Below are 26,677 nucleotides of genomic sequence, written 5' to 3' on the forward strand. Positions count from 1 at the left end.
ATCACAAATGATCTGACAGTCCTCTTCTAACTCCGGTAAAGTTTAATGGGGAGGAGGTGCGTAAGCGATGTCATGGGGAAAGGACAAAGGCTGTCGTCATTGTGATGATGGTGCTTTGAGACCACTGTCCCGCAATATGTTCGTTCTTATACGATGCGTAAATGGGGCAACAGAAACCTTAAAGGCTACAAACAGCCATTTGTTTAAAACCTTTTCTGATTTCACTGCCGCACATGCAATGGCACAGAAGCTCAATGTTCATACCAAAGGTGCGATGCATTGGGATGTTAAACACCAAAAACAATACTAACGTAAGCGGGTGGCTGCCTGCTTACTTTTTTTATGCCTTTTGCTACCACCACTTTGCCTTCCGTCTACTTGCTTACCAACTTATAATTGACAACAAAAGGTGTGACAAGCATACCTGATACAAATATCAACAACGCCACTACAATGGTGAAAAAGATGTTATGAAAAGGAGATAAAATCATTCCGAATAAAAGGAAGGGAACCACACTGAACAGTGTCGTGAGAAACCTCGACGGAACATCAATTTTATGTACGCAGTTACAATTTCGACATGTAATCGGACCATAAAAAAAGTTTTTCTTTAGAATCTCGCCCCACTTAAACGGGGTAGAGCAACAATCACACTTCGTCATAACAAAACACCAACTTTTAAAAATTCTCGTTAATAGTTGCAGGAAGAACTTCCCCTTTATCTTACCATATATATCCACACCGATTGTCATTCCTATCAATAAAAAAAGCAGCCCATCTTATTCCTTTCTGGACTGCTTTTTGATACGCGGAAGCCACATCCATGGAAATTCGCCGGATGATAGGCTATACCGTTTTCGCAAAATCAGTAATATAGCTGTACGCCAGGTAAATGATCATACAGACAGCGGTCAACAAAAATCCCCACCCTAGCGTGATCTGGTCGATCATCAGATAATTATTGCACAGCTGGTTCGGCGACCAGATGTACAGCCAGCCCATCAAAATGAATAATAAGGTGAATAAACTAATCAGACCGTTTTTAAGACTGTCAGTAATTTTCTTCCAACTGTCCCTAAGCGGCACACCAGCTAAGAAGGGCAGGGAAATGAACTTGAACAGCTCGATATACCATAGGTTGAGCGCTTCGTCCATCGACCGGGGCAGCGTCCAATAGAAGATGACGATCACAAACAGCAGGATGCCGGGAATGCCATTCGGGTTCCATTCTTCAAAAAAGCGCGGGAACTTTTTTTGCAATACAGGTGCTAGCAAAAAGCCGATGATGACAAACAGCGTCATCTGCATATGCATATGGATAATCATAACGGACTCCATCAGATTGGCAACAGGAGGGAGCATGAGAAAAACGTAAAGCAATAGCACATAATAGATTCCCTTCATTTTTCCCCGCCCCCTTCCATTCTATCCATCACGGTTGCCGCCGCTTCTCTCGTCTCCTGATAATCCATCACTTCCACCAGCCGGCCTTCCGGATCAACGAGATAAAAAGCCGAATTGTGGGCAAAGTTACCATATTCGTCGGGTATAACAGTAACACCGAAACGGTCAAGCAGTTCATCCAGTTCCTGCTGATCCGGAATCCTTGCCATCCGCCACATCTCCCCGTCACTCTCGAGCCATTCCCGGTACGTGTCCAGTACTTCAGGTGTATCACGCTCCGGATCGAAGCTGATGCTTAAAAACTGGATATCATCTTCCAGCCCGTCTTCCGGCAGCATCTCATACACTTGCTTCATATTCTTTTCCAGCTCAGGGCAGACCGTGCCGCACATCGTATAAAAAAAGGTAATGAATACATACTTGCCTTCAAACTCGGAAAAAGGATACACCCGTTCGGCATGATCCTCTAATGTCACCTCAGGGAATTCGGGTTTCTCTTCTTTCAGCTGGTTGACCCTAGCCGCTTCCGAGGTGTAAGCAGTAAAGCCATCGGTTCCAAAGTAGAACAGGACGAGACCGAAGACAGCGACCAGTAGATAGGCTAGTAGTTTTTTGTTGACCATTAGGATCACATCCTAGTTATCGATTAAAAGAAAGAGAGCTGCTGCCAGGAGCGGGCTCTCTTCTTTTGTTATTTACCAGGTTTTAAATGGCGGCGAACCTGGAGGCGCGTTAACAATGAAGTCGACTAACGGAATGACATACGCCATGCTTACCAAACCAAGCATCAGGACGATCCAGAGACCCCAGCGTTCGGTCCACATTGGTGTCGGTGTTGCATCTTCTTCCACATCTGCAACCGGAAACTCAGTTTCCCCTTTTGGTGCCAGAAACATCATGTGGAAAACAGCGTACACTTGGAGCAGCACACCGATCATCAGTAACGTTCCGCCAATCGCCAGGAAGAACAGGTACGGATCCCAGCTTAGTGCGGTTGCATTATCAAAGTAAGTCGAGTAAGAAGTACGGCGCGGTGATCCCAATAAGCCGACCCAGTGCATGGCACCGGACATGAGCACCATTCCGATTGTCCAGACGATTGTCTGAATGACACCCAGTTTATTGATTTCTTTTGTCAGTACCCTTCCAGAGATATATGGAACGAGCCAATAACTGACGCCGAAGAACGTCATGACAACCGTCATACCAAGCGTCAAGTGGAAGTGTCCGACCACCCACATCGAGTTATGGACAACCTGGTTCAACTGGTTCGTGCTTTGGACAATTCCGCCGGCACCGGCAGGAATAAAAGCAGCCATCGCAATAAACGGAGCCAGGAAGCGGACATCTCCCCACGGCAGCTTCTTATACCAGCCAACAAGGCCTCTGCCACCTTTTTTCCGGGCTGTTTTTTCAAATATAGCGAACATCGCATAAGCAGTCATCAAGGATGGGAACCCGATGGCAAGACTCATGAACACGTGCATGTATTTGACAGATTCAGAAATACCCGGGTCAATGATCTGATGGTGGAATCCACCGGTGATATTCATGATGACGAGCGCGATGACAACGATCCTTGTCAACAAGTCGCTCCAGCGTCTTCCGTCAATGATTTTCGGAACGAATACATACCAGGCAGAAATGGCGGTCATATACCAGATATTAACGAGCGTATGTCCGAATGCCCAGAACAGCGTACGGGAAACCATAACGTTGATAGTCTCAATCCAACCGAACGCCCACGGGATGATATAGAGCACTTCAATAGCGACTGGCAGACTGCCGAAGAACAATAGGACAAAAACACCGGTTGCGAAAAACGAGATGATCGGTATGTGCTGTCCCTTATGATTTTTTCTCCAATTCGCCACATTGATGAATGCACCGAAGGCAAGCATCCAGACACCCAATACGATGAAGACGAGGCCGATGTAGAACATCGGAGCAGCGGCCATCGGTGGATAGAAGGTATACATGACAGAGGCGTCGCCCTGTAAAATCGGGATGACGGCCAGCACGAAGCCGAAGATTTTCATCCAGAAGCCGATCCAGGCCATTTTCCGAACTTTCGGGAGCAGCCCGCCTAAGGAATGGGACAGTCCCGCGTAAAAGTAACCAATCGTGAAGAATGCAGATAAAACTACGACTAATAAAAGTCCGTGAGCAGTCAGTACTTTATAATAGTTCAGCCATACCGGCAATTCGAGGATGCCAGCTCTGTTCATGCCTTGCAGAAGTCCGAGAAGACCACCAACTAAAATGGCCACGAAGGCAACAATTAAATATGATTTCGTGATTCTGGCATCTTCCGGACTGATTCCGAGTGCTTTATTCGCTTTATCTTTCCAATACTCTTTTTTTATCGCTTCCATGTTACTCCCCCCTTTATTTTACTGTTATCGTCGTACCCATCAGCTGATGGCCCGATCCGCAATATTCATTACAAAGGACCAGGTACTCACCAGGCTCATCGAATGTTTGTGTGATTTTTGAAATGTAACCTGGCATGACCATTGCGTTGATATTTGTATCAGCAACCTGGAACCCGTGCGTCACATCTTTTGAAGTCATGGTGAAATGGACCGTGGATCCTGCAGGTACTTCAATTTCGTTTGGTGTAAAGCTGAAAATCTGCAGCGTCATAACCACTTCATATTCATTTTCACCAATCTCTTTCACACCAGGGTTATCGAATGGAGCTGTTTCATCGACCTTTTGCGGATCGATCCGTTCCCCGTAGCTTGGTGGTCCCATATCTTTCGCGAACGCCTGATAGCCGGTGATTAACATGAACCCGATAATCATTCCAAAACTCAACGTCAGCCATATTTTTTCTGCTTTATGCATGTTCATCCCCTCCTATATTCTCGCCATATACAATCCGTAAATCAGCAGATAAGTTAGAAAAATGACTCCCCCCACCACAGCTACCGAAAAAATAGTCCCCTTGATTGACGAATGCTCTTCCACCACTTCTTCGGTCTTCTTTACGTTTGACTCCGCCATTTCGAATCCCCCCTAACCTTTTGTTAACTCTATGATAATTGAGAACGTTTATTAACTAAGTGAACTAAATCACACTTATTGGTATTATTTTTTAAAAATGTTTCTACTGTAACAAAGTTGTCAAACTTTAACACCGGGCTAGTAGAGGAAGTTCTTTTTTTACATAGGAAAAGCCTGGATTCACATGAAATCCAGGCTTAATATTCGTTCTTACTTCCACTACGGAGACATGATAACCTTGATCCGCGAGCCACAGTGTCGTTTCCGCTAACATTCCCGTACCACCAACCACCAGCCCATGTTTCATGTAAATCCTCCTTTTTTAAAATAACTTTGCTGGTCACTATAACTTCACTAACCTTACCTTTATTAATATGAGACTTTCTTAACGTAAAAAAAAGCAGCCTGATCTCAAGCTGCTTTTTCAAGGTGCTTATTTTTTCAATTCAGGATTTTCACGTTTTGCTTCTTGTACTCTGGGCTTTCGATAGCCTCCAGCTTTATCTGCTTGCTTGAATTCTTTCGCATAATGTACTTCCTGCGCATCACTTGGATCGATCCCAGTTCCGCCTACAGGTTGATATTGTGCTTTTCGTGCCATGTTGTGCTCATCCTTTCTGTTGGAATTGGGTTATATAAACCAGTTTCCCAGTATAGAAAGGGTGTAAACATCACACTTTTATAAATGCAGTATCCCATTGGAATAAAAATAGTCGAACAGGGCTTACTAACTGCAGCAGATTATTCCTTCCTGAGGTGAGTAGATTGGATCCAGTCATGTACGCCCGTGTGCTGTTCGGCAGCTCACTCGGCTTTCATATTATCTATGCCACACTAGGTGTCGGCCTGCCATTGATGATTATTTTAAGTGAGCTCATGCACATCATAACAAAAGATCGCCATTACACCATCATGGCGCGCAGAATCACGAAAGGGTTCGCCATATTAATTGCTGTTTCAATCGCTTCCGGAACGATTGTCGGCGTTCTATTATCGTTGTTATGGCCAGGATTCATGGAAATGGTCGGACAGATCATCGCCCTGCCGTTCCTGATTGAAATTTTCGCTTTTTTAATTGAAGCGGTCTTTATGTCGATCTATCTCTATGCGGCTGATCGGTTATCACCAGCCATGCGCCTTGGCAGCATCATCCTGGTAGCTATCGGAGCGGTCGGCTCTGCGATACTGATCACCGATGCCCACGCCTGGATGAATACACCGGACGGGTTCCGGATCGTTAATGGGGAAGTAGTCGATGTTGATCCATGGGATGCCTTTTTCAACCCGAGCTTTTTCGCCACAGCTATTCATGTAACCGTATCGGCTTACATGACCGCCGCGTTTGTAATCGCTTCGGTTGCCGCCTTTAAACTATTAAAAAGAAACATACTAAAGGAAGAGCGCAGCTATCATATGAAGGGGTTGAAAATCTCCCTCGTGTTAGGTCTGCTTATGTCTTTGGCAACTGCTGTCAATGGTCATGAGACAGCCCAGATGCTCCACGAATACATGCCAAGGAAACTTGCGGCTGCGGAAGGGTTATTCGAAACGCAATCCTATGCCCCGCTTGCCATTGGCGGGTTTACCGATGAAGAGAGCGAGTCGGTGAAATTCGCAATTGAAATTCCCGGTGCGCTAAGCTTCCTGGCTGGAGACCGATTTGACACCGAAGTATTAGGATTGAATGAATTCCCGAAGGATGAATGGCCGCCTTTATTCGTCCACACCCTGTTTAACGTGATGGTCGGTATCGGTACGTTATTGCTTCTCTATTCCGCTTTCCTGGTGATTTGGAAGTATGTATTAAAAAAGGAATTCAAACCCTGGATGTTCGCCGGACTGACAGCAGGTGGACCGCTTGCCATCATTGCCATTGAAGCCGGTTGGTGCTTCAGCTGTATCGGCCGGCAGCCATGGACCATCACCGATGTGATGAGAACGACAGAAGCGGCGACAGATTCTGACTATGTCGGGCTGTTATTCTTCTTATTCGCCGGGCTGTATATCGCATTGCTTTTCATCACCAGCTTCGTCATGCGTTACTACTTCAAACGAAACCCCGTCATGAAAGATTTGCAACAGGAGGGATAAACCATGGAAGCATCCATCATCGCAATTACGATTCTCTGGAGCTTTTTATACATTTACTCCATGCTCGGTTCGCTTGATTTTGGGGCAGGTTTCTGGGGAATGATTTATGGTAAAAATAATAATACCGGCGCCTCGCTGATTGCCAACCGCTTCCTGTCTCCTACCTGGGAAGTGACCAATGTCTTTCTCGTGTTATTTGTGGTCGCCTTATACAGCTTTTTCCCGTTTGCCGCTTCGATGCTTGGGGTTTTGTTCCTTCTGCCGATCGGTCTTGGGCTCGTTCTGCTGACGATTCGGACCACTTTCATGGTATTTTCCCATTCGGTGAAACGGTTTGGCAGACTGTTGCAGGTTATATCAGGAATTACGGGGATACTGATTCCGGCATTATTGGTGAGTATCTTACCTGTAACGCTTGGAGGGTTTATTACGATGGAGAACGGTCACCCTGAGCTGCTGTATGGAAAACTGCTGACAAGTTTCACCACTTACGCCCATATCCTGTTCGGCATTTGCACCCAATTTTTCTTATCCGCCTTATTTTTAGCGGATTATGCCTCTGTTTCTAAAGATCCATCAACCGCTCAATTGTACCGCAAACACGCAATTATCGCAGGTCCGGTAACGATTGTTGTCGCCGTCTTAACCTTATTTACATTGGATCCGGAAGCATCGTGGTTCCTGTCTAATGTGGAAAACCATTTGTATGGTTTCGGCATGTCCCTCTTGTTGTTTCTATTTGGCTATGCCGCCCTGTTTTTAAAAAACAGGGACGGACAGAGGGGATTATTCCGTTATGCTGTCGTATTTGTAGTTTTACAGTATGGTTTTGCCATCTATGCGTACGGTTCTTCACACCTGCCGTACATGGTCTATCCGCACCTGACCATCGAGGAAGCGTTCACCAATCCTTCGATGTTTTATGCCCTTTTGATTGCAACCGTCATCGGAATGGCCATCTTAGTTCCGGCTTTCTATCTATTCTGGAAGTTGTTTTTGAAAGACAGAAGATATTTGGAGCAATGACTTTTTAGGGAGGGAGCATCCGATTCCGTTCCTCCCTTATCTTTTTAAAGCAGAAGATATAGCGATAATGAATAATACGAAGAATGTTACACCGACACCAAGCAGAATATTCGTCAGGCCCATCTGGGTTCCCCCTTTTTCAATTTTAAATAAAATTCGTAACGATCAGTATATCAACTACACTGAAAATGACCGCCAATGCCAGGGAACCGATCACCACGATCCGCCTTTCCCGTGCCCATTTCCCAGCTATAGACATCAGGAAGAATATAACGGTACTAATTTGAATGTTTTGCAGCCGGGTCTGTTTTTGAAAAATGGCCAGCTCCTCATCCGGATTCTCATCAAATGGTTCCCGGCTTTTTATCCCGCCATACCAGTAATATTCCGTGATTTGTGTGGTGTCGGTATCTTGGTTGTAATCCAATTTTTTATATCCTAATACCGGTAACTCCAATGAAAAACTTAGCAGCAGCCCTGTGATCAAAAGGAGAACGGCATAGGAGACCCTTTTTCTGTTCACCCCTATTCTCCTTTCCATGAAATACTATTTTCAGACAATTTCCTCCATTTTAACATTTATAGAAGATTCTTGTATCTATTCATAGAAAAAAGCGTGCCGGCTAAGCACGCTTCTGGTTTAATATTTTTCAATCGTAAAATTATTACGCAGTACCGGCCAGTTTTGCGGGAACGGGCTTCCGAGCACCCAATAACTGCCGCCGCGCAGGCCATATTCCTTGATGGTGTCGTATTTCGCCTGCATGCTCCGGGCATCCTCGAACCACACCTCATGCTCCTGGCCGCTCGCGTCGACGTAACGGAAAAACGGTGATTGGTACTCGTCATCATACTGAATATCGACCCCATACCGGGCGGCAAGCTGCACGGCTTCTTTTGGACTGACCGTACGTGCCTTGCTGCCATGGAATTTTCCAGTCCCGCCCATACAACGGGATGCCCATCAATATTTTCTCGGGAGGTATCTCTCTAACCGCATAGTCAAGCACATCACGGACTTTATTGATCGGCGCGATCGCCCACGGCTCACCTCCGGCCCAACCCCACTCATACGTCATAATCACTACAAAATCAAGAATCTCCCCGTGTGCGGCATAGTCATGGGCTTCATACAAAAGCCCCGCCTGATCGGCCGATTCTTTCGGTGCCAATGCCGTCGAGACTGTATAGCCTGCCGGTCGCATCCTGGCTACAGCACGCCTGAGAAAATCATTATAATTTTCCCGGTCCTCCGGATAGACATACTCGAAATCAACATTCAGCCCCGAATACCCTTTTGCTTCCATCGTTTCCATGAGGTTTGTAATCAGTGTTTCCTGCAACTCAGGACTTCGCAAAATAGTCGCCGCCACATCAGAATCGAACGACCGATCCCTGAAATTGGTCAGCACTAACAAGGGCGCAACTGCTGTCGCTTGCGCTGCTTCCAGAACGGGGGTCTCCCGCATATCCGTAATAGAACCATCTTCTCTGATGGAATACGTGAATGGCGATAAGTAAGTAAAATTCCTCCCGAGCGCCAGCACCTCGCTGCGCCCTTCCTCCCCGGTATTCGTAATATAAGCATTGATTTCCGTAACAGGCCGCGGCTCACGGGGAATATACAAAACCTGGCCGACTGACAGCATCGCCGGATTACTGATCGGATTCACCTGTACGATCCGGTCCACAGTCGTCCCAAACCGTCTGGCAATCTGCCATAACGTGTCCCCAGATCGAACACGATATGGAAAGTACGGCAGTACCAGCATATCTCCCACAAATATCAATGCCGGATTCGTGATTTGGTTGACCTGTGCCAGCTCTTGCACCGGTACTCCAAAGCGTTGCGCGATCGCCCACAACGTATCTCCCGGCTGGACTACATACTCCCGTCCCGGTTCGGGGATGACAAGCGCCTGACCCACCACGAGTACATCAGGATTTTCTATCTGATTCGCCAAAATAATCTGGTTCATATCCGTTCCATAACGCCGGGCCACAGCCCATAACGTATCTCCTGAAGCAACCACATGAATTCGCACGATCCCTCACCCTCTCAGGTAGTCTCTATATACCATGCTATTCACCTGAACCTTGTCCTATTATGTCTTTCACTTCACGGGACTTATTGTGGAAAAAAGATAGATAACAGGAAAATTTCAGCACCCTATTGACACGAAAAAAATCGCCTAATAGAATGGCCCAATAAAATTGATTGTGTAGAAAGACGAGGGTTATCGTAATGCTTTATCGTACCGCTGTGTACATGCTTGGAATAGTTGTAAATTTTTTTGGTGTAGCCCTTATCATTAAAGCCGCTTTAGGCGCAGGATTCTGGACGGCACTATTTGTAGGATTATCGGATCGTTTCGGTTTTACCGTCGGCATTTGGTACGGAATGTTTCAGCTCGCTTTCATTTTCCTCAATGGGTGGTTAATGAAGCAAAAGCCGGAATTTCGTGCTTTACTGCCACTTATTTTAGAAAGCCTGGTATTGGACTTCTGGCTGGAAGTTGTGTTCAAACATATGACCTTAGCTTCCGCACCATTTTTCATTCAGCTTCTCACCGTTATAGCCGGTGTCAGTTTCACTGCTTTAGGGGTAGCGATTTACATTTTACCCCAACTGCCGCGAGCACCAGTGGATCAATTATTCTTAGTCATCGCTGACAAGTTCAACATCAGCCTGCTAGCAAGCCAGACAGCCATCGCAGTCACCACCTCGACATCCGCATTGTTGATTGGTGGCCCAGTGGGAATCGGTACCATTATAGGAACGTTCGGTGCCGGTCCTCTCATACAGTATTTTTATATGAAAGGTTATCCTATTTATTATCTCTATCACCCTCAATACCAAAGCAGGTATGAGCCGCTGACCTAAGGTAATGACTAACCCTTCCTTCCCGAAAGGAAGGTTTTTTTGATTGACAGCACCTTTTCAGTGACCTTGCATAAATTGAATGCAGTAGAAGAATGGAGGAATGATACATGCATCATGATGTACACGCAGGAGACAGGAACCAGGAAACCAATCACCGATATAAGACCTTGATCGATCCTTTTGTTGTAAATCGCCTTCAGTCGATCGTTGGCGCCACGCTGATTGTTGAAACAACGAAAGATACGATCAGAGGAGATTTAATCGAAGTCCAGCCCGATCATATCGCTTTAAAAGCAGGCGATTCCACTGTATTTGTCCGTATCCAGCAAATCGTAACCGTAATGCCTATTTAGATAACAAAAAAGCCTTCCTCCTGAATGTTTCACTTTCAGAAGAAAGGCGCTAGGTTACTTTAGTATTCTGCTTTGGCATATACAAGGTGAAGTAGATATCTTCCACACCTTTAAACGTATATACTACTTTTTCTATCTCTGGATGGTAATAGATAATCATGTAGTCCCCGTTATCATCTACAATCTTTTTCCCAAAACGGTACTTTGGATACTCCTTGATCTCGAACTCCTCTTTGGTATCGAGAAGCGAATCAAGCATAAAGTCTAACTCTTGATGTTTCACTTTTATCACCTTTTTTCTCTGTAGGCTCATTAATTATATACCCAGCTATATTCCTAGTAAACATGAATCACCAACCATTGTCATCCAACTAATCAACGCAAGCGATAGCAATTGCTTGATAAATCCTTTAAGAATACTGTGCGTGAGAATAACGCATTTTTTTTATTTTTTTCACCCGCGGATGACACCCCAGGAATGCCACGGTATATGACACCGTACCCCCAGGGCTGAACATCAGGCACCACAAGGACCCAGTCGCCCTCATTCCCACTGGAAACGAAGCAAAAACGTAAATTTAATAATAGAAAAGCATGAGAAAAACGAACATCCCAGAAAATAATTTCAAATTTCATCACACCATTTTTATCGAAATTACGATTATATAAGTAAAAGACTGTGATAGGATGATGAACATGCTGCAAGAAATCCGTCAACTACAATCGTTTCCCAACAAAATTGCGATGGACCTCCGCGTCCGTGCTTTTCTATACCATCATAAAGCCACGCTATCCCCTGGTGCCCTCCAAGTGTTGAAATTCATCTGGCGTCATTCGGTGAAGTTTCCAGGTGTTTCGTTTGCCAAAATTGACACAATCATTGATAAAACAAGCCGCAGCCGGAGCACGGTCATTCGCGCCATTAACTTATTCGTAGCCAAAGGACTCATGAAGCGGGTTCCGGCTGTCCGCCCCAATGGTAAACGCGGCGTGAATTTTCTAGTCATCCTTCCTGAAGCAACACCTGCATGCCCTTGGGAAAAAGACCAGGAAGTCGAACAACCGGAAGTGAGCACCCCCAAACCGGCACCCGTTCAAAAGGAAGACATAAAAAAAGCTGCATCCAAACCCATGATGGATACAGACTACCTCCCTGCTTTTATACCAAAAGCTTTTATTGAGCTGACCAAACCTTACTTACAAATCACGGATATTTATGCTGCGTGGGGAAGCGTCGCGCGTGCCTACCGGCAGATGAAGCTGAATTATCCGGTCGACCATTACATAGAAGTTATCACCAAAACCTTCAAGCAGGCGATTTTCCTTCAGAAACAAGGGGCGATCAAAAAAACCTTTCTCGGTTATTTTTACGGTGGAATGAAAAATAGCTTCACACAAGTAGGACGAAAAGAAATCATGGAAGATCCATCCAACCTGTACTACGACTGGCTGCATGAATCCTGATTTCACGGACGTTCATTTTCGCTTGTTTTTTTTAAGAAGGATAAGAATAAAAATGACAAAGAGGATCGATACGATAGCTGCCATCGCTAAAACGGATATAACAAACGGATCACTCAACATAAGGTTCCACCTCCTGAATCATTGGTGTCATTGTAACACGATGAAGAAAATTTAAAAAAATGAACGCAATCGCATGACTGCGTCCATTCTCTATGCTTTAAGGCAGGTCATTGCCTGCTGCGCGGTACAGTTCGTACCATTCCTGTCTTGTCAATTCGATGTCTGTAGCTTTTGCGATAGCGTTCAGCCGCTTCGGATTCATCGAGCCAACGACCGGTTGAATGTTAGCGGGATGACGTAGAATCCAGGCAATTGCGATCGCAGAATCAGTAACGCCTTTTTTCCCGGCGAGTTCCTGTAGTTTAGCGTTCACTTCTGGGAACGCATCGTTGCCAATGAACGGCCCTTCGATCATGCCATGCTGAAATGGGGACCACGCCTGGATGGTAATGTCATTCAAACGGCAATACTCCAGTACACTGCTGTCGCGCACGACGGCAGGATCATTTTGCATGTTCACGTTAAAGCCAGAATCGATCATCGGTGTATGTACAAGGCTCAGCTGCATCTGGTTCACAATCAAATCGTCGTTCAGGTATTTTCGCAGCAATTCCATTTGCATCGGATTCTGGTTGCTGACACCAAAATAACGGACTTTACCGCTTTCCTTCAATGTGGCGAATGCTTCTGCCACTTCCTCCGGTTCCATCAAAGTATCCGGACGGTGCAGCAGCAGACTGTCGACATAGTCTGTCTTCAGGCGGCGAAGGCTGGCTTCTACTGACTCGAGAATATGTTCTTTGGAAAAATCAAAAAAGCCGTTGCGGATTCCGCATTTCGTCTGGATTTTCATCCGCTCGCGCACATCATCGTTCATGCCAATGGCATCGGCGAACACTTCTTCCGACTTCCCTTTCCCATAAATATCAGCATGGTCGAACAGATCAACGCCTGCTTCCATCGCATTTTCAATGACATGGGCTGCATCCTTTGTGCTGAGCTCACTCATCCGCATGCAGCCAAGCGAAATTTCTCCTACCTGTAAGTCACTGTTTCCTAACGTTATCTTCTTCATAAGCTTCACCTTCTTTTTCAGGATGGTTTTATCCTAACACGGAGGCGCTGAAAAGCAATAACTATAGGCTCCATTCGTTATTATTTCGGGCTTTATTACTATATAAAACAACATTACCATAGTGTAAAATTGGATTACTACGATAACGAGAGGGTGGGGCGATGAAGCAATTATTTGTTTTCTTACTGCTTTTCCTTGTTATCAGTTCGACTACGGCAAGTATGAATGACACACAGTCCTCACCTGAGAACTATGTAGCGGATAATCCAATCATAGATCAATCTACCTCTGGAGGCAGCGATCCGGGGGACAAGAAGTTTAGCTTATTACAAGGAACGATCATGATCACCATCAGTCTGCTGCTCGTGACCTGGTGTGCTAGCCAATTGGCAATAGCATACATTCCAAAGGTTTTCCTCGTTACCATCTTTTATCAGTCGAATTATGTGATTGTACGCCTTTGATAAAGAACAGCTACTATTTTTATCAAAGGAGGAGAATGCAAATGATATGGTTTCGAATGATCATGATCGCAGCGTTTTCACTAACGGCAGTATCCTTGTTCTCTTTTCAGGGAATTGAACTGTACCATGCGTTTCTTGACTTTTTTCAAAAGAACCGCTGATAATCATAACAAAAGCCAGGTCCTGATGGGACCTGGCTTATTTGTTCCTTAAATATGAACTTTCACGTCGGCGTCTTCACGAAGGCTCTTCATCAGCTTCTGAGCTTCTTCGCCTTCTTTTTGCATCTTGACTTGTTCTTCAAGCTGAGGCTTCACTTCTTCATATGGTGGTACTTCACCTTGGCCTTCACCGCCCATTTGTTCCTGCTGGGCTTTCATTTGTTCATAGGCTTGTTTCAGTTCTTCCTCGGATGGCTCAAGATCGCCTGCTTCTTCAGCAATCAACTGATCCATTTTAACTTGTAGTTCCAATTGAGAATCGATTTCCTCTTTACTCATGCCTTGTTCTTCAAGGGCAGCCATGAATTCATCTTTCGATCCAAGCTGATTCTGCTCAGCTAAATCTTCCAGGATTTTGTCCTTTTCTTCCTGTGTCGCTTCATAGCCTCGGTTGTTCGCTTCCTGGATCAGCAATTCCTGACCGACAAGGCTCTCAACCATTTGCTTTTTCAGTTGATCCTGATTCAGTTCCTGGCCAGACATTTGTGCCTGTAGAGCAGCTTGTTGGAACTGCTGTTTATAAGCGCTCTCGAATTCTTCCTTCTTAATTTCTTCTCCATTGACTTCTGCTACGACCTCAGGTGTATCTTTGAGATCCGGCTCCGGCATTTTCGCCTGCTCGCCTTCTCCACCTTCTTTACCTTGTTCAGCTTTTTGTTCCTGCTTTTGGTCTTTATCTTGTCCCTCTTTTTTTGCTTCTTCATCGTTGCCGCATGCAGCCAATGCTAATAATGCTGCAAAAAGCAGCCCCATAATCCATTTTTTACTCAATTTCCATTCCCCTTTTCCAAATAAGAGTTTCCGTCATTGTATCATGTTTGAGCCGACTGTAAACCCGTGGATGGAAAATATCCCCGTTATGTCAGAGTGATTACAACGTTCAGCCCTTGTTTTGCAGGCTGTCTAACTGTCTTCCTGAGCAAATGTGTAAAAACTATGTAATAGCAAACCTAACTAATGAAAACATCCATTTCTTCTAATATAGGCTTGCGCCTATCCACATCATGGTCCCGCTACATATAGTATTAGTGAAATACCTCAAGAATCTAAAGTTAGGAGTGTGAAATATGGGTTACGGACGCGGTTATGGTGACACATTCGTATTGATCGTCGTTTTGTTCATCCTGCTAATCATCGTAGGAGCAACTTTCTACTATTAAAATTGAGTTTGGCTGCTGCTTGCCTCCTGCCTGAACCCAGGCACCTTGCCAGCCAGCAAAGCGTCGACAGACATCTAACTGAAAAACCGGACTTCGCCAGCTATTGGTGGCGAAGTCCGGTTTTTCTGCCTATTCAAACCAGAAAGACGCCAGGGAACGGCGCCTTTTTATTATGTAATTATGATGTTGTTACTCCGATATGGATTACCGCTTATCTTCTTCCTCATTTCATCCGTTACCCGGAATGTCTCTTTTCTTGCCGTCCCGCTTTTATTCCAGGACAGATCAAGCTTGCTGCCATCAAAATACACCGGCTTCGTTTTCATCCCTTTCTCCTCCTCTCCTAAAGCAGCCTTCATAAAGACCTATTCCTGCAAACCTTTCAGATTCGTATTACCTAAAACTTTCGAACTATAAAACTATAATAACAAGAAATTACCAGCTTGTGTTACTTTTACATAAATTTTTCTAATTCGAATGAACTCCTGATAAACCTCGATATTAATTATTTTAAATAAAAACATCTTGACTTTGAGATAAAATTATAGTATCTTTAATTCGAGATAAAAATTATCGATTCAGGAGGAATTATTAATGGCTACATTAAAATTAGACAACGTGCACAGCAGCTTGAATTTTCAAATCAAACATATGATGGTATCCAAGGCAAAAGGAGAATTCACGGACTTCAACGTCGATTTCAACGGGGATCTCGATAACCTGGACCAGGCAAACGTGACCGTAACCATTCCTGTCACTTCCATTGATACAGGAAACGAAGACCGCGATGGCCACCTTCGTTCCGGTGACTTTTTTGAAGCAGAAAAATACCCGAACATGGTGTTCGAAAGCAAGTCCATCAAAAAGGTATCCGATGATGAATTTGAAGTTACTGGTGACTTCACCATCAAAGATGTAACCCGCGAAGAAACCTTTACTGTCGAATACAATGGCGTTTCCAAAAGCCCAATGGACGGCAGCACGATTGCAGGCTTCGACGTAACCGGTAAAGTGAACCGGGAAGCTTACGGCATGACTTGGAATGCAGCAATCGAAACAGGCGGCGTCCTGCTTGGGAAAGACGTTAAATTCGAAGGCAACTTTGAATTTGTCGTAGAAGAGTAATGTTTCTTAAAGACAAAAAAAGCCATGAACCTGATTAACCTAGGTTCATGGCTTTTTAACGTTATTCAGCTGGATCCACGCCTCGTCGAGATTCCTGTACTCGGCTACCAAACCTCGATTGATCGCTTCCCAAAGATAGAGTGAAGCGGCTGTATAATGGGGATGCCATTTTTCTGCATGACTCTGAATGAGCTTTTTACCATTGGAATCCCGTTCTCTTCCATACAACCACTGGCATGCGCGCTGAATCCCGAGGTCCCCCACTGGCAACACATTCGTCCGCCCCAGCGAAAAAATCAAAAACATCTCAGCCGTCCAAGGCCCAATTCCTTTGACACTGGTCAGCACTTTTCTTATTTGATCGTTATCCATCGATTCAAGCTGGTCCAGATCGACTTCTTTCGTCTGCACTTTTTCACTAAGATCCCGTAAGTAAGCAATTTTTTGCTTCGAAAGACCAACGCTTCTCAGCTCTTCATCGGAAAATTGCAGGATTGCTTCCGGTGTAATTTCGCCGACCAGCTCCTGGAATCTGGCATAAATGGTCTGTGCCGCTTTTACCGAAAGCTGCTGGCCAATGCATGACCGGACAAGACTTTGAAAATGGTCCTCTCGTTTCGTCATGGAAATGTCCCCGATGAGCGCAACCAGTTTTCCCATAGCGGGATCCCGCGCTGTCAACGCCTCTATCTCTGACTTTTCAAAAGTTAACGTTTTATTTGAATTCATTTTTATCTCCTTCTCATATTTAGGCTTTATTCGGAAAAATTAGGGTATACCCTCATTGTAACGAAAGGAAAGTTGCCTCGTCTTAATAATTTGATTTCAAATACATTAAATCCTGCCTGAAGCCGTTACAATATGTTAAAATACAGGCTGCTTTTCTCATTATCACCATGAAAATAAGGATGTGAACACCTTGAACCGATTAGTTTTCTTACTAACGATTTTCACCACAATCCTGCTTCTCGCCGCCTGCACGGATTCAACCTCCCAGGATGCAGAAGAAGAGGAAAATAACACGAAAGAAACAGAAAAAGAGGAAAAGCCAGACAAGTCCGAGGAGGAGAAGAAAGAACAAGAACCTTCCCAGCCTTATGAAGCGCTGGAACCTTCTGAAGACGCCAAACCCTTGAAAGAAAAACTATCAGAAGACGAACTGAAAAACATGCCCAAATCCCAGCGAAACGGCGTCGATAATCCGAAACGGGCCGTTCCAGCCGGTGATATGCTAGTAAAAGATGCCGAGGATAATACAGACGGCCCGTTGAAAAACAACCGGCTCGTCGCTTTTTACGGACATCCCAACTCGGAAAACATGGGCATCCTCGGAGAAATGGAACCAGAGGCGTTTATGAAGAAATTGAAAGAACAAACGCAGGCCTATTCCAATGCTGATCCAGAGCGTCCGGCCATCCCGACGATCGAACTGATTACAACGGCAGCCCAGCGGGAACCCGGTCCGGATGGTAAGTACTACCGGATGACGCCGGAAGAGGAAATTGAGAAATATTCAGAGCTCGCCAAAGAAAACAACGCCCTGCTTCTGCTCGACATCCAGCTCGGCACCGACTCTGTCATGAACCAGGTGAAACTGATTGAAAAATATTTGAAAGAGCCGCATGTCCACCTTGCCATCGATACCGAATTCCGTGTCGGTGAGGGAGAAGTTCCGGGTGAAGACCTCGGCCAGGTCGACGGTGAAGAAGTCCAGGAAGCCGTGGAGTATTTATCCAAAATCGTCGAGGAAAATAACCTGCCGGATAAATTCGTCCTCCTCCACCAGTTCACTGATGGCGTACTGACCAATAAAGATGCCGTCCAGCCGACCGACAACGTACAAGTCGCGCTGAACTTTGATGGCTGGGGCAATTCCGTGGACAAGCAGACACTCTATCGGAAATTCGTCCGTGACGATACGTCCCAGTATGGCGGCTTCAAGATATTTTACAACAAAGATGAGCCAGTCATGAATCCGGAAGATGTCGTCAAACTCGACCCAGGCCCGGCTATCGTCAACTACCAATAGTTATAGGCTGGGTGCGTGAGCATAAGAGAGACAATCTGCCTGTATACGAGACACCACCTGCCGGATTTGCGACAAGCGTGCACGTAAAATAGACAGTTTTGAAATTTTATGAGACAAATCCGGAATTATATTAGACAAAATCAAAAATAAGAGAGACATCAAGAGCGTTTATGAGACAACTTGAACCGGGGGTCCTGGTCATCAATCAGGCACCCCCTCTCCTTAATCATTAAAGAAACATTTGAGTTAACAGAAAATTTTGATAGAATGAAGCATATGTATCTTTGAAAAGTGAGGGTCCCAATGATGGAACATGAAGTAGAATTATTGAAGTTAATCGAAAAGAACGCCAACTTAAGCGTAAATAAACTGGCAAAACTGATGGGCAAGAAGCCAGCAGAAATCGAAGAAATGATCGCACACCTGGAAGAAAAGAAAGCCATTCTCGGCTATTCGACGCTCATTGACTGGGCAAAAGTAGCCAATGAAGAAGAAGTGACAGCGATGGTCGATGTCAAAGTGACACCCGCCCGTGGGGTAGGTTTTGATAAAGTAGCGGAACGCATTTACCGTTTTCCAGAGGTGAAAGCCGTCTACCTGATGTCGGGAGCTTATGACCTCTCGGTTTCGGTGCGGGGAAGTACGATGATGGAGATCGGGCATTTCATTTCAGAAAAACTGTCCACACTCGAATCCGTGCTTTCGACCACCACCCATTTTGTTTTGAAAAAATATAAGCATGACGGCATCATCCTCGAAGATGAAGATGATGACGATAAAAGAATTGTGGTATCACCATGAATCAGTATCTTTCCAAACAAGTAGCAGACCTGAAACCATCCGGCATCCGGAAATTTTTTGATTTAGCAGCCCAGATGGATGACGTCATCTCCCTTGGTGTCGGCGAGCCCGATTTTGTCACGCCATGGACGTTTATCGAGCAAAGCTTCCATGCTCTGGAGCAGGGCTACACATCTTATACTGAAAACGCGGGCATGATTGAGCTGCGCGAACAAATCAGTGGTTATTTGCAGAATAACTATGCGCTCGATTATCAACCCGACAATCAGGTGATTGTAACCGTAGGGGCGAGCCAGGCAATCGACCTTGCGCTCCGTACGATCGTCAATCCGGGAGACGAGGTCATTGTTGTTGAACCGAGTTTCGTCGCCTATGTACCAGCCATCTCATTAGCCGGCGGTACACCTGTCACGATTCAGACGAAAGCAGAAGATGCATTCAAGCTGAAGCCGGAACAGATTGAAGAAGCGATTACACCGAAGACGAAAGCGATCATGCTGTGCAATCCGAACAATCCGACCGGGACCTTTTTAACAAAAGAAGAATTGGAGCCTCTGGCAGAAGTGATTGAAAAGCACGACCTCATCGTTTTATCCGATGAAATCTATGCTGAGCTCACCTATGACGAGAACTACACGAGCTTTCCATCCATCGCCCGGATGAAAGAGCGGACGATTTTGATCAGCGGTTTTTCCAAAGCATTCGCCATGACCGGCTGGCGGCTCGGATATGCAACCGGGCCAGCAGAACTCATTTCTGCCATGGTGAAAATCCATCAGTACACGATGATGTGTGCTCCTACGATGGCGCAGCACGCTGCCTTAGAGGCGTTGAAAAATGGACGCCAGAGCCTGCAGGACATGGTCGATAGCTATAAACAGCGCCGTAACTTCATCGTAAGCAGCCTGAATGAAATCGGGCTCGAGTGCCCGAATCCAGGCGGAGCGTTCTACGCCTTCCCGTCCATTCAGGCAACCGGCCTGACCTCGGCGGAATTTGCGGAAGAGCTGCTTCAGGAAGAACAAGTCGCCGTCGTTCCCGGTGATGTATTTGGAGCCAACGGTGAAGGTTACATCCGCTGTTCTTATGCTACATCATTAAAGCAGCTCGACGAAGCGATGGAACGGATGAAACGCTTTGTCGCGAAGCGTCTGGAAAAAACACCTGTACATGTGGAAGCTTCCAATTAAATATGTATTAGCAGAAAAAGAACTTCCAAATTTTCGGAAGTTCTTTTTTTATTAATGAAAACTCCATTATGATTTCCGCAGAATCTTCTCCATCGCTTTTCCTTTTGCCAACTCATCGATCAGCTTATCCAAATAGCGAATTTCCTGCATCGTTGGTTCTTCGATCTCTTCCACCCGGACACCGCAAACCACACCTTTGATCAAGTTCCGGGAAGGATTCATGTGGGGAGCTTCCGCAAAAAAGTCCTCAAAGTTTGTTTGCTTTTCCAGCTGCGCTTCTAACGCTTCCTGGCTATAGCCTGTCAGCCAGCGGGTGATTTCATCGACTTCTTCTTTCGTCCGTCCTTTTCTCTCCGCCTTCGTAACATAATGGGGATAGACACTCGAGAAGCTCATCGTATAGATCTTATGTTTGGCCATGATACCTCCACCCTTTCGTTTTCTCCCATTATATCATTCCCCCAAAATATAACAGGAGGCGAACTCCATATAGGAGTTCGCCCCGGAATCGTTCTAGCTTATAGAGAAGAAGGCACCTCGGCGGCACTCTTCGAACTGACACGCTGCAGCATATATTCTAAAAGGAACAGATAATCCTTCTGATTTCCTGTGTGTTTTGCAAGCTCAGCTAATTGCTCTAAAATATACAGGCAGTCATTTTCATACAGGCTATAGTTATCAAATCCTAAAATAGTCTGGCGTGCAAATTCCCATAGATCTTGGTGTACTTCCTTATCCATCGTTTTACTCAGCAGGGATACCATCGTAATCAGCTCGGTGATCACGGTCGAGTTCTGGTTCGCATACTCGCGAATCGAAGCAAATCCCTTATGAAGGTAATAGCGAAAATCCTTTTGATTCAAGATGATGCGAAGCTCCTCTTCCTCATCGAAAAGGTAAGGAGAAAAATTTGACGACTGGCCGATGCTTTTCAACAAATCGGCAATCTGGTGAATCGTATTTGTAACCGTAAGCGGGTCATTATGGCCGAACGCCTTGATAGCTACTTCGGCAAGCTTAATCAGCCCATACTCCAGGTCCTGGATTTCCGTTTGTTTGACCCCGATCTCCATCGACTTGAGGTAAGGGTCAGTCTGAATGGTTTTTCCGTTTTCCCAGTAAGTAAGCAGCGGAGTCCCTTCTACTACAAATTCTCCAATCCTGACATGGAACCGCAGGAGGATGTCGTCACTTTTCGCCTGCTTCATCAGTCTTGTGAAGTCAGCGACTTGAAGGTATCCGGATTCGCTCGTTGTGATCACCTTCCCCTCTGCCTCAGGGGGAAGGGATTCCGTATCCACTTCCTTATCCAGGCGGTAAGCCGTTAATTCTTTTTCGACAGAAGCCTGCACCGATTTAGACTTGGTATTCATATTAGAGCTGATATTATGGACCTGCATCCACGTGGTTGTATGATTGATAAAGTAAATGAATGTCACGGCAGCCGTAATCGCAGTCAGAATCGATAAGACCGGCGTCGCCACAATAAACTCCTCTTCTTCATGGGTCACGTATAAGAAGTTTAAGAGTACATAAATAAAACTGCCGTTAAAAATTCCGAGCACATGCTGCGTTGCCCGGTCACTGACAAAGTTCACCAGCATTTTGGAAGAAAACTGCCCGCTGAATGTCGTCAGAGCGACAAGCAGGGAGTTAATCGTAAACGCACTTAACGTCAGCACCCCTCCGACGAGTGCACTCAACAGCACCTGCAGGGTCTGCCCGCTGAAACCGATGGCCGCCGGTAAATATAAACTGACATCCACCACATAATCCAGATAAAAGGTAAATACAGATAAACCAGCCGCTCCGACGATATACCAAAACGGCATAAACCAAAGCGTTGACTTCAATTCACTTTTGCGCTGCCGTCTCGACATTTTAAAATATTTCTTTATATAATAAAAAAACCCCATGTTGATCACCATTCTATTCTTCAGAGATTTAAATTCTTCTTATTCCTACCCCGGAAAGAAGTAATTTAACCCGAATTTTAATGGCTCCATCAAAAATAGGGGGAAAATTTCTAAATTAATTAATTTATAATATATCATTAAAACCCTAATAAACACTCTTTCTTTTCCGTAAACATATACACTGCTCTACTTATATCAATCTTTACTCTTCAGGCATTTATTCTATATAGGCAACCGGTCTTGTCCAGGCACCGCTTGCTTTTTCAATATTCACTGGAAAACAGGAAACCTGGAACCCGTGTCGTACCGGGATTTGGTCGAGATTGGCGAGCTTCTCTATCTGACAGTATTCTTTTTCAATCCCGACATAATGCGCTTCCCACATCACCCCTTTATCCGGTTCAGCCATGTGCTGCTTCGCCTGGATATTCAATGGGATATCCCAGCCCCAGCCATCGGTTCCTACGACTTTGATCCCCTGATCAAGCAGCCAGCGGGTAGCTTCCGCTGAAACACCTGCATGGAGGAAGGCATACGACTCATCATAGATTTTTTTATCGGCATCGCTTCTCACAAGCACGATATCATAAGGCTTTAAGGTGTAATCCATTTCCTTCAGTTGCTGTTTCAAGTCCTTTGATGAAATTTCATAGCCTGGTGGATGGCTGCTGAAGTCAAACAGGACGGCATCTCCATAAAACCATTCCAGCGGCATTTCATCTATCGTCCTTGCTGGCTTTCCTTCTGATGTTTCGCCATAATGCCACGGGGCATCAACGTGGGTCCCGGCATGGGTGTTGGCGCTCACGGTTTCAGTCGCCCATGCTTTACCGTTGCGAAAAGCTTCTTTCTCTATGCCAAGAATCTGTGCGCCTTGTGCTGCTCCTTCTTCATGGGAATGATAGGTAATCGATGGAGGAAGCGGCTCCTTTACCGCAGGACTCAAAGGTATACTTAAATCAATTAACTTCATCATCCTCTCTCCTTTCACATGCGAGTAACCGGCAACTCCGAATTGAACAGGATATGGCTTACCAGTTTTATACTAATTCTTCTTCTGGGCCATAATTCCTGCCTTTTCCAAATTTATTCCCTTCTCGCCCACTCATTGCATAGGATATGGTTGTGAATCCCTGGAAAGGAATGAGAGCAATGGACAATGGTTCTTATCTCTATGGCAACCCTTATTATGGCAGCTTTCAGACACACCAATGGACCAGAAGCGATAGTAACGAGACGACCGCGCTCCTTGATGCAATCAAAAGAAAAGCGAAAACCATCAACCTATACCATCGCTTATCTGAAAAAGCAGCAGATCAGCAGGAACAAGCGGTTATTTTACAGGCATTAAACGAAGAGCGCACGCATTTACAGTACTTCACTGAACTGTATACCCGCCTTAGCGGGCAACTGCCAGACTATGAAACGGAAAAAATCACGTTCCATTCGTATCAGGACGGCGTACGAAAAGCTTCCGAGATAGAAGCAGAGAATTACGAAGCGATGAGAGCTTATTATTACAGGTCGCCTCAATCTTCAACAGGCCATGCGTTCCTACGCGCATGCCAGGACGAAATCAGGCACGTGGAACAAGCGGGGAAGCTTGGAGCAAATGGAGAGATTCGTCAAGAAACAACAGACTTTGGCGGGGAGCCCTATGTGGTCGACATCGAAGAAGCAACCGTCAACAATGATACGTTCCGGACAGCAATATGGACCGGGGAACATTTTCAAGTCACCCTCATGAGCATCGATGTGGGGGATGATATCGGCCTTGAAGTCCACCCGAATGAAGATCAATTCTTACGCCTGGAACAGGGGGAAGGCCGGGTACAAATGGGCGATAGTCAAGATAACTTAGATTTTGAAGCATATGTCGAGGATGATTACGCCATCATGGTACCAGCCGGAAAATGGCATAATATTACCAACATCGGCCAGACACCATTGAAGTTGTATGTCATCTATGCACCGCCGGAGCACCCATTTGGGACGGTCCATGAAACAAAAGCAGATGCACTGGCAGCAGAAGAAGGTTAAAGGAAAGGTGCCTCCCCCACTATAAAGGGAAGGCACCTGTTTATTTTTCTGCAAGCATGCGCTTGATCACTCGTATCTGTCCGCGGTGATTGATTTCATCTTCCATCACATGATACCAGAGATAATAATTATTATGAGGGATTCCATTCCCCCACTGTTTTTCCTCGAACAGCCACTGGTCCTGATAGTTTTTCAGATTGGCTAACGTGTTCTCCCTCACTTGGGACAATTCCTCCAGATAAAACTCAAGCCCATGCTTTCTGATCGTGTTTCTACCCGTCTGACCAAGCTCTAATGCCGCCTGCCACTTTTTAAGCTCCGCTTCGGTTATATCCCTTTTTTCAAAAGAAATCACCTGATGGACGTATTCGATGGAAGCGATATGTAGAAGCAGGGAACCTATCGTATTCGAACGATCGTCCGGCAAAAAATCCAGTTCCCGCTCGCTCAATCCTTTGATTTCTTCCAAGGTTACTGCCCTCGTGTGTTCCAGCATCGAGACCAGTTCTCCTATCTTTTCTGCATAGCCTTCTTTGCTCGTTATCCGGTAATCAATCATGACCCAACCTCCCCTGAACGTCTACCATTCAGGTTACCAGTATCGTGAAAAAAAGCTAGACTGATATTACAGAAAAAAGACTGGTATAATGAAGAGGTACCTGCCTCACAGCTTCCTAACCCTTCTTCCCACTCCTAACTTCTGCAAAGCCATAGGCTGCCGTCCCGGCCAGCATACTCATCACCAACGGCACAAACGTCTGACGGCCATAATCTGTCTCTTTCCCTGTCCCATTATTCACGGAAAAATCAGCCGTGTAAGCAGCAGTCATCATCCAACCGGTCAGGAATGAAAATAAGCTATATAATAGAAAGAAACTGATGATAAATACCGCATATTTTTTCACTTTTAACACTCCCTTTCTTCTAAAACTCCTTGGCTTCTTTCTGCCTCCTGCTAGTTTTCTACGAATCACTCGCAGAAAAGTTACAGTTTCCTAGTAATTTCCTTTTAGAAAAGTATTTTACCCTGTTTAAATTGATGAAATTAGGTTATACATTATTAGGATAATAATCGTATTTAACAGAGGTGTTAGCTATGAGCAAATCAACAAAAAAATTAGGACTAATTACAGCACCGGGTTATACGGAAAAACTAGTAGATGCATTAGAGAGTTCGTTGCCCGATTTGCTCAGTTATTATGTCAATGAGGAAGATCAGTGGGATGTAGAGTGTGTCACAGACTCCCTTACCGGGGTTACGGAAGACTCCCGGGAAGTCCTGGGCGCAGCACTTGAACGAAAGTCGGAGGAAGGCTGGGACTTCGCGGTCGCACTTACCGACCTCCCGTTTTTCAAAAACAAACGGCCGATTGTCGCAGAAGCATATGTAGAGGAAAGTGTGGCGCTAATTAGCCTTCCCGGGCTTGGCTCGACTCCCATGTTCAAAAGAATACGCGAATCGGTTCTGCAGCTGGTCAATGAAATGTATTACGGGAGTTCCGAACAAGACCGGAGACAGGCAGAAGAGAAGATCCAGGCAAAAAACAGGAAAGAATATAAAGAACTAAAAAATAAGAGCTCGACACGATTAGTAGGAAAGCGTCCGTTCGAGTGGGTGTCCCCGCTTCAACGGGAGACCCCGGATGATGACGAATCCAACATCGATGTCCGGTTTACTGTAAAATCACGTTTCAGTGGTGCTTTACGCGTACTGACCGGAATGGTCCGAGCGAACCGCCCGTGGGCGATGTTCCCGGCATTCTTGAAATTGATCATGATAGCATTTGCGACCGGATCTTACGCCATCGTGTTTCCGACGTTATGGATGCTCAGCAGCGAATATGGAATTTGGCGGATGTTCCTGCTGACCTTTGTGTCGATAGGTGCCATGACCTTATGGATTATTCTTGTACACAGCTTATGGGAAAAGAAAAATACCAGATACAAAGACTATATTCGGAAATTGTATAATTCAGCGACCGTGCTGACTCTTTTCGTCTCCGTCTGCATGTATTACGTCATTTTGTTCCTATTGTTTTCGCTTGCCGTCCTGCTCATCATCCCAATGGGAATGCTGGAGTCGCAAGTTACCACCGGGCCTGTCAGTTATATCAACTACTTCTATATCGCCTGGACCGCGACCAGTATCGCTACCATCATCGGTGCGCTTGGCTCGGCACTTGAAAATGAAGACGTCGTCCTGTCTTCCACCTATGGTTACCGCCAGCGACAGCGTTACAAGCAGGTGAAAGAAGCCGAAGAAGAGAAAAAGGAAGCAGAGGAAGAGAAAAAAGAAGCGGCCGAAGAAAAGAAAGAAGCCGCCGAGGAAAAACAGGAAGCCGAAGAAAACAGCTGACCTGGTATT

General features: G+C 45.4%; 33 protein-coding genes and 1 pseudogene. 14 read left to right on the top strand and 20 right to left on the bottom strand.

Annotated elements, in window-relative coordinates; translation table 11 throughout:
• Positions 1-67: 67 nt before the first annotated feature.
• Positions 68-310 carry a hypothetical protein gene (locus tag ACGTNI_RS00260; protein ID WP_085507601.1) on the top strand — a complete coding sequence of 81 codons (243 nt, stop codon included), beginning with the start codon at positions 68-70 and terminating at the stop codon, positions 308-310.
• A 64-nt stretch (positions 311-374) separates the two neighbouring features.
• Here the strand turns inward: ACGTNI_RS00260 and ACGTNI_RS00265 are convergent, their stop codons facing one another.
• From ACGTNI_RS00265 to ACGTNI_RS00300, 8 genes are all read right to left on the bottom strand, one after another.
• A complete protein-coding gene (locus ACGTNI_RS00265) occupies positions 375-752 on the bottom strand; it encodes a TIGR04104 family putative zinc finger protein (RefSeq protein ID WP_394459822.1) in 378 nt (125 codons plus the stop codon).
• A 94-nt stretch (positions 753-846) separates the two neighbouring features.
• Positions 847-1,404, bottom strand: a complete 558-nt coding sequence (locus ACGTNI_RS00270) for a hypothetical protein (RefSeq protein WP_394459020.1) — start codon at positions 1,402-1,404, stop codon at positions 847-849.
• On the bottom strand, positions 1,401-2,027 hold the full coding sequence (locus ACGTNI_RS00275; protein WP_394459022.1) for an SCO family protein: 627 nt from the start codon (positions 2,025-2,027) through the stop codon (positions 1,401-1,403). Before ACGTNI_RS00275 ends, ACGTNI_RS00270 begins: the two co-directional genes overlap by 4 nt.
• A gap of 72 nt (positions 2,028-2,099) precedes the next feature.
• A complete protein-coding gene (locus ACGTNI_RS00280; RefSeq protein ID WP_394459024.1) occupies positions 2,100-3,779 on the bottom strand; it encodes a cbb3-type cytochrome c oxidase subunit I in 1,680 nt (559 codons plus the stop codon).
• Between the two features lie 13 nt (positions 3,780-3,792).
• Positions 3,793-4,260, bottom strand: a complete 468-nt coding sequence (locus tag ACGTNI_RS00285) for a cytochrome c oxidase subunit II (protein WP_394459026.1) — start codon at positions 4,258-4,260, stop codon at positions 3,793-3,795.
• Between the two features lie 6 nt (positions 4,261-4,266).
• Positions 4,267-4,413, bottom strand: coding sequence for a hypothetical protein (locus ACGTNI_RS00290; RefSeq protein WP_394459029.1), 147 nt, complete (start codon positions 4,411-4,413; stop codon positions 4,267-4,269).
• A 127-nt stretch (positions 4,414-4,540) separates the two neighbouring features.
• Positions 4,541-4,720, bottom strand: coding sequence for a hypothetical protein (locus tag ACGTNI_RS00295; RefSeq protein WP_394459031.1), 180 nt, complete (start codon positions 4,718-4,720; stop codon positions 4,541-4,543).
• Positions 4,721-4,846: 126 nt separating this feature from the next.
• Positions 4,847-5,014, bottom strand: a complete 168-nt coding sequence (locus ACGTNI_RS00300) for a YfhE family protein (protein ID WP_085507587.1) — start codon at positions 5,012-5,014, stop codon at positions 4,847-4,849.
• A gap of 164 nt (positions 5,015-5,178) precedes the next feature.
• Between ACGTNI_RS00300 and ACGTNI_RS00305 the strand changes: the two genes are divergently transcribed.
• Positions 5,179-6,504 carry a cytochrome ubiquinol oxidase subunit I gene (locus tag ACGTNI_RS00305; protein WP_394459033.1) on the top strand — a complete coding sequence of 442 codons (1,326 nt, stop codon included), beginning with the start codon at positions 5,179-5,181 and terminating at the stop codon, positions 6,502-6,504.
• A 3-nt stretch (positions 6,505-6,507) separates the two neighbouring features.
• Positions 6,508-7,530: a cytochrome d ubiquinol oxidase subunit II gene (locus ACGTNI_RS00310; RefSeq protein ID WP_394459035.1), complete on the top strand. Its 1,023-nt coding sequence runs from the start codon at positions 6,508-6,510 to the stop codon at positions 7,528-7,530.
• A 145-nt stretch (positions 7,531-7,675) separates the two neighbouring features.
• On the opposite strand, the gene ACGTNI_RS00315 is transcribed toward ACGTNI_RS00310, so the two are convergent.
• Together ACGTNI_RS00315 and ACGTNI_RS00320 are read right to left on the bottom strand one after the other, a co-directional pair.
• A complete protein-coding gene (locus ACGTNI_RS00315; protein WP_394459037.1) occupies positions 7,676-8,053 on the bottom strand; it encodes a hypothetical protein in 378 nt (125 codons plus the stop codon).
• A 117-nt stretch (positions 8,054-8,170) separates the two neighbouring features.
• Positions 8,171-9,575, bottom strand: a pseudogene (locus tag ACGTNI_RS00320) (glycoside hydrolase family 18 protein).
• Positions 9,576-9,775: 200 nt separating this feature from the next.
• Here ACGTNI_RS00320 and ACGTNI_RS00325 point away from each other — a divergent pair.
• Together ACGTNI_RS00325 and ACGTNI_RS00330 are read left to right on the top strand one after the other, a co-directional pair.
• The gene (locus ACGTNI_RS00325) at positions 9,776-10,414 is read left to right on the top strand and encodes a YczE/YyaS/YitT family protein (RefSeq protein ID WP_394459039.1); all 639 of its coding nucleotides are present in this window, start codon (positions 9,776-9,778) and stop codon (positions 10,412-10,414) included.
• 107 nt (positions 10,415-10,521) lie between these two features.
• Positions 10,522-10,767: a DUF2642 domain-containing protein gene (locus ACGTNI_RS00330; protein WP_394459041.1), complete on the top strand. Its 246-nt coding sequence runs from the start codon at positions 10,522-10,524 to the stop codon at positions 10,765-10,767.
• Between the two features lie 49 nt (positions 10,768-10,816).
• Here ACGTNI_RS00330 and ACGTNI_RS00335 read toward each other — a convergent pair whose 3' ends face one another.
• Positions 10,817-11,050 carry a hypothetical protein gene (locus ACGTNI_RS00335; RefSeq protein ID WP_394459043.1) on the bottom strand — a complete coding sequence of 78 codons (234 nt, stop codon included), beginning with the start codon at positions 11,048-11,050 and terminating at the stop codon, positions 10,817-10,819.
• Positions 11,051-11,463: 413 nt separating this feature from the next.
• On the opposite strand from ACGTNI_RS00335, the gene ACGTNI_RS00340 reads away from it, so the two are divergent.
• Positions 11,464-12,231 carry a helix-turn-helix domain-containing protein gene (locus ACGTNI_RS00340; RefSeq protein ID WP_394459045.1) on the top strand — a complete coding sequence of 256 codons (768 nt, stop codon included), beginning with the start codon at positions 11,464-11,466 and terminating at the stop codon, positions 12,229-12,231.
• 217 nt (positions 12,232-12,448) lie between these two features.
• Here ACGTNI_RS00340 and ACGTNI_RS00345 read toward each other — a convergent pair whose 3' ends face one another.
• Positions 12,449-13,366 (bottom strand): aldo/keto reductase, encoded by a 918-nt coding sequence (locus tag ACGTNI_RS00345; protein WP_394459047.1) that lies wholly within the window; start codon positions 13,364-13,366, stop codon positions 12,449-12,451.
• Positions 13,367-13,527: 161 nt separating this feature from the next.
• On the opposite strand from ACGTNI_RS00345, the gene ACGTNI_RS00350 reads away from it, so the two are divergent.
• A complete protein-coding gene (locus ACGTNI_RS00350; protein WP_394459049.1) occupies positions 13,528-13,830 on the top strand; it encodes a hypothetical protein in 303 nt (100 codons plus the stop codon).
• Positions 13,831-14,039: 209 nt separating this feature from the next.
• Here the strand turns inward: ACGTNI_RS00350 and ACGTNI_RS00355 are convergent, their stop codons facing one another.
• A complete protein-coding gene (locus tag ACGTNI_RS00355) occupies positions 14,040-14,822 on the bottom strand; it encodes a SurA N-terminal domain-containing protein (RefSeq protein ID WP_254901814.1) in 783 nt (260 codons plus the stop codon).
• Between the two features lie 296 nt (positions 14,823-15,118).
• On the opposite strand from ACGTNI_RS00355, the gene ACGTNI_RS00360 reads away from it, so the two are divergent.
• Entirely contained in the window at positions 15,119-15,211 is a 93-nt protein-coding gene (locus ACGTNI_RS00360) for a YjcZ family sporulation protein (protein ID WP_082412024.1), read from the top strand.
• 170 nt (positions 15,212-15,381) lie between these two features.
• On the opposite strand, the gene ACGTNI_RS00365 is transcribed toward ACGTNI_RS00360, so the two are convergent.
• On the bottom strand, positions 15,382-15,537 hold the full coding sequence (locus ACGTNI_RS00365) for a hypothetical protein (RefSeq protein WP_394459051.1): 156 nt from the start codon (positions 15,535-15,537) through the stop codon (positions 15,382-15,384).
• A gap of 268 nt (positions 15,538-15,805) precedes the next feature.
• On the opposite strand from ACGTNI_RS00365, the gene ACGTNI_RS00370 reads away from it, so the two are divergent.
• On the top strand, positions 15,806-16,336 hold the full coding sequence (locus ACGTNI_RS00370) for a YceI family protein (RefSeq protein WP_394459053.1): 531 nt from the start codon (positions 15,806-15,808) through the stop codon (positions 16,334-16,336).
• A gap of 45 nt (positions 16,337-16,381) precedes the next feature.
• Here ACGTNI_RS00370 and ACGTNI_RS00375 read toward each other — a convergent pair whose 3' ends face one another.
• On the bottom strand, positions 16,382-17,065 hold the full coding sequence (locus ACGTNI_RS00375; protein ID WP_394459055.1) for a DNA-3-methyladenine glycosylase family protein: 684 nt from the start codon (positions 17,063-17,065) through the stop codon (positions 16,382-16,384).
• A 181-nt stretch (positions 17,066-17,246) separates the two neighbouring features.
• Between ACGTNI_RS00375 and ACGTNI_RS00380 the strand changes: the two genes are divergently transcribed.
• From ACGTNI_RS00380 to ACGTNI_RS00390, 3 genes are all read left to right on the top strand, one after another.
• On the top strand, positions 17,247-18,365 hold the full coding sequence (locus ACGTNI_RS00380; RefSeq protein ID WP_394459057.1) for a hypothetical protein: 1,119 nt from the start codon (positions 17,247-17,249) through the stop codon (positions 18,363-18,365).
• A gap of 303 nt (positions 18,366-18,668) precedes the next feature.
• A complete protein-coding gene (locus tag ACGTNI_RS00385; protein WP_085507484.1) occupies positions 18,669-19,166 on the top strand; it encodes an Lrp/AsnC family transcriptional regulator in 498 nt (165 codons plus the stop codon).
• Positions 19,163-20,356: an aminotransferase gene (locus ACGTNI_RS00390; RefSeq protein WP_394459059.1), complete on the top strand. Its 1,194-nt coding sequence runs from the start codon at positions 19,163-19,165 to the stop codon at positions 20,354-20,356. Before ACGTNI_RS00385 ends, ACGTNI_RS00390 begins: the two co-directional genes overlap by 4 nt.
• 66 nt (positions 20,357-20,422) lie before the next feature.
• On the opposite strand, the gene ACGTNI_RS00395 is transcribed toward ACGTNI_RS00390, so the two are convergent.
• From ACGTNI_RS00395 to ACGTNI_RS00405, 3 genes are all read right to left on the bottom strand, one after another.
• A complete protein-coding gene (locus ACGTNI_RS00395) occupies positions 20,423-20,776 on the bottom strand; it encodes a DUF2200 domain-containing protein (protein WP_394459061.1) in 354 nt (117 codons plus the stop codon).
• 98 nt (positions 20,777-20,874) lie between these two features.
• Positions 20,875-22,236: a DUF2254 domain-containing protein gene (locus ACGTNI_RS00400; protein WP_394459063.1), complete on the bottom strand. Its 1,362-nt coding sequence runs from the start codon at positions 22,234-22,236 to the stop codon at positions 20,875-20,877.
• Between the two features lie 253 nt (positions 22,237-22,489).
• Positions 22,490-23,245, bottom strand: coding sequence for a cyclase family protein (locus ACGTNI_RS00405; RefSeq protein ID WP_394459065.1), 756 nt, complete (start codon positions 23,243-23,245; stop codon positions 22,490-22,492).
• Between the two features lie 179 nt (positions 23,246-23,424).
• On the opposite strand from ACGTNI_RS00405, the gene ACGTNI_RS00410 reads away from it, so the two are divergent.
• Positions 23,425-24,312 (top strand): cupin domain-containing protein, encoded by an 888-nt coding sequence (locus tag ACGTNI_RS00410; protein WP_394459067.1) that lies wholly within the window; start codon positions 23,425-23,427, stop codon positions 24,310-24,312.
• Positions 24,313-24,352: 40 nt separating this feature from the next.
• Here the strand turns inward: ACGTNI_RS00410 and ACGTNI_RS00415 are convergent, their stop codons facing one another.
• Both ACGTNI_RS00415 and ACGTNI_RS00420 read right to left on the bottom strand, forming a co-directional pair.
• Positions 24,353-24,871, bottom strand: coding sequence for a DinB family protein (locus ACGTNI_RS00415; protein ID WP_394459069.1), 519 nt, complete (start codon positions 24,869-24,871; stop codon positions 24,353-24,355).
• Between the two features lie 115 nt (positions 24,872-24,986).
• On the bottom strand, positions 24,987-25,217 hold the full coding sequence (locus ACGTNI_RS00420) for a hypothetical protein (protein WP_394459071.1): 231 nt from the start codon (positions 25,215-25,217) through the stop codon (positions 24,987-24,989).
• A 191-nt stretch (positions 25,218-25,408) separates the two neighbouring features.
• On the opposite strand from ACGTNI_RS00420, the gene ACGTNI_RS00425 reads away from it, so the two are divergent.
• Positions 25,409-26,668, top strand: coding sequence for an MFS transporter (locus tag ACGTNI_RS00425; protein ID WP_394459073.1), 1,260 nt, complete (start codon positions 25,409-25,411; stop codon positions 26,666-26,668).
• The last annotated feature ends 9 nt before the right edge of the window (positions 26,669-26,677 follow it).

Source organism: Thalassobacillus sp. B23F22_16, assembly GCF_043496955.1.
Classification (GTDB): Bacteria; Bacillota; Bacilli; order Bacillales; family Halobacillaceae; genus Thalassobacillus; species Thalassobacillus devorans_A.